This window comes from bacterium (assembly GCA_040753555.1).
Classification (GTDB): domain Bacteria; phylum UBA9089; class UBA9088; order UBA9088; family UBA9088; genus JBFLYE01.
On record JBFMDZ010000274.1, the window covers coordinates 1 to 2,360 of the forward strand.

Annotated in this window: 5 protein-coding genes; all 5 read left to right on the forward strand. The window is 37.3% G+C overall.

The annotated features are described in order from the left end of the window. Positions 1-150: 150 nt before the first annotated feature. The 5 genes from AB1630_12385 to AB1630_12405 all read left to right on the forward strand — a co-directional run bounded on the left by AB1630_12385 (position 151) and on the right by AB1630_12405 (position 2,173). Positions 151-375: a hypothetical protein gene (locus AB1630_12385; protein MEW6104589.1), complete on the forward strand. Its 225-nt coding sequence runs from the start codon at positions 151-153 to the stop codon at positions 373-375. Then, positions 372-731 (forward strand): clan AA aspartic protease, encoded by a 360-nt coding sequence (locus AB1630_12390; protein ID MEW6104590.1) that lies wholly within the window; start codon positions 372-374, stop codon positions 729-731. The genes AB1630_12385 and AB1630_12390 overlap by 4 nt, the downstream gene beginning before the upstream one ends. A 2-nt stretch (positions 732-733) precedes the next feature. Further along, complete coding sequence (locus AB1630_12395; protein MEW6104591.1) at positions 734-862, forward strand: hypothetical protein; 129 nt, start codon at positions 734-736, stop codon at positions 860-862. Between the two features lie 12 nt (positions 863-874). Next, entirely contained in the window at positions 875-1,111 is a 237-nt protein-coding gene (locus tag AB1630_12400; protein MEW6104592.1) for a hypothetical protein, read from the forward strand. A gap of 342 nt (positions 1,112-1,453) precedes the next feature. After that, positions 1,454-2,173: a LuxR C-terminal-related transcriptional regulator gene (locus AB1630_12405; protein ID MEW6104593.1), complete on the forward strand. Its 720-nt coding sequence runs from the start codon at positions 1,454-1,456 to the stop codon at positions 2,171-2,173. Positions 2,174-2,360: the final 187 nt, after the last annotated feature.

The window sequence follows — 2,360 nt, forward strand, 5'->3', positions numbered from 1 at the left end:
ACATATGCCCTGTCCTCGTATAGAGGAAGCATTGCTGAAGAGCCACGTTGCGGAAATCCACAAGCACGGTTCTGTGAGGGGCATAAAATAACATATAGGAGGTTATAGAAAATGTCTACTCGACAAAGATCTAAAGAATTAGAAAAGGTTATGAAGAAAGGTGATGAAGTTTATCACAAGTTTCAGAAGAAGTGGCTTGAGGAGAAACTAAAGGGTAAATATGCGGCTATTGAACCTGACTCAGAGAAGGCATATATTGGAGAGAACTCTTTGGAGACACTAAAGAAGGCAAAAGAGAATTACCCGGACAAGCTTTTTTACCTTGTAAAAATAGGGTATGAGACGGCAGCGATGCTACGGAGGAAGGGTTTTTGAGAGGATACCTTGATGAGACCCTAACCCCAAGGGTAGAGGTAACCCTATTTGATATTGAGAAAATAGGAAAGGATTTTTCTTGTGTTATTGACACCGGATTTACAGAGGAAATCTACCTACCAGTAAAATTTGCTGAGGAACTCAATCTTGAGATATCAGGGGTAGAACCTATTATGCTTGCTGATGGAAGCATAACAAAAGTGAGTATTGCCCCTATTTTTTTAAGATGGTGCGGCAAGACAAGGGAGGTAATAGCTTTAATTGGAGGGGGTAAGGACATTCTGATTGGAATAAAGTTATTGAGCGATTATGAGCTCAAAATCAATTTTACAAAGGGGGTTGTTGAGCTTTTGTAGCTATGAAACTCGGCATTGACATTGGTTCAATAAGTTTAACGACAGCCCTTTTGGATGAGAATAATAACTCCTTGAGGATTATTACATCAGGCACAAGGGAAATCCCCTTCCTTTATTGCTTGAAAAAATAAAGGGCTTCCCAGATGATATATTGGTTGGCTTTACTTAGAACAGGGATAAAGGGAATTTGTGAATTTTTTGGAATTTCTCCAATAAATGAGGTTATCAGCCAAGCAATCGCAACCTCTAAATTAAACAAAGAGATAAGGACAATTATAGAAATTGGAGGTTCTGATTCCAAGCTGATTAACCTTTCTGATGATGGCTCAATCCTAGATTTCTCAACCAATACGATTTGTGCCGTAGGCTGTGGTTTTTAGTTTTAAGTTTTTAGTTTTTATAATCTGTATCAACAAATGTTGTTGCCATTGATAAAAACAAGAAGGTTGTAGCAAGAAGATACCTGGCCACAGCAAGCAGGCCAATTGAGGCGGTTTGTCAGGGGCTGGATGAGATTGGAAAGGAAATCGGTGAATTCATTGAGGTTTGTGGCTGTGGGACAACCGGCTCAGGAAGGTATATGATTGCCGATTTTGTCGGAGGCGATATTGTAAAGATGGCTTGGTCTTTATAATACAAGAGAGTATCATTAAAATATGAAAAAAGGGAAAGAGATAAGCAAGTAAAAGATTGTATAACAAGAAAATAAAGGGAGGTGAAAAATGGTAACAAGCGAAATTGTCAGGAAAATTGAAAAAGGCAAGGTTGTTTGCCTTGACAAAGAACAAGAGATAGGGATTTTACAATGGAATGCCCATCCAGCTTTTAAAGGTGTTTTTTTCAAACATCTTATAAAAGCCGAGTCAACGAATAGCAAATTTAGTTGTAGTTTGGTAAGGATAGATGCCGGATATGAAATAAGTGAGCATATCCACGAAGACAGGTGGGAATTACATGAAATTATTAGTGGTATTGGCAAGGGTATCTTAAAAGACAAAGAAATCCAGTATGCACCCCACATTTCTGTTGTAATTCCTGAGGGGATAAAACATAAAGTTATTGCGGATAAAGAAGATTTGTATTTAATGTCAAATAGGTTAACAAATTTTTCCAATGGGACTTTGTTTTCCATAGCAGGGGAATCTATTGAGCATAATAAACGAACAGAGGCTATTTTCCAACATATTGTTCCCCATTTTCATCAGGCATTCATACCGGCAATCTCAGAGAAGCAGAAAAAAGGGATTCTTTCACAAAGAGAAAAAGAGGTAATTAATTGGGTAAAAGAAGGAAAGACATCCTGGGAGATATCGAAAATTTTAAACATTAGTGAAAGGACGGTAAATTTTCATCTTTCCAATATTATGCAAAAGCTTGATGCAGTAAATAGGACGCAGGCTGTTGCCGTTGCCTTTGAACAAGGCTTGATTAATATCGGTTAACCCACATCATTATCGCAAACTATCTTTTTGTTTAAAAGCACCTGTCAGAAATGACAGTTGTTTTAGCAATTCTCGGTGAAGTTATAAAGGCTATATTATCAAGCCTTCCTGGAAAATAAGAAAATATTTTTCGCAAAAAAAGCCTCTTAAGGTTTCCTCTCAAAAATGCCGATATATTATATAGAAT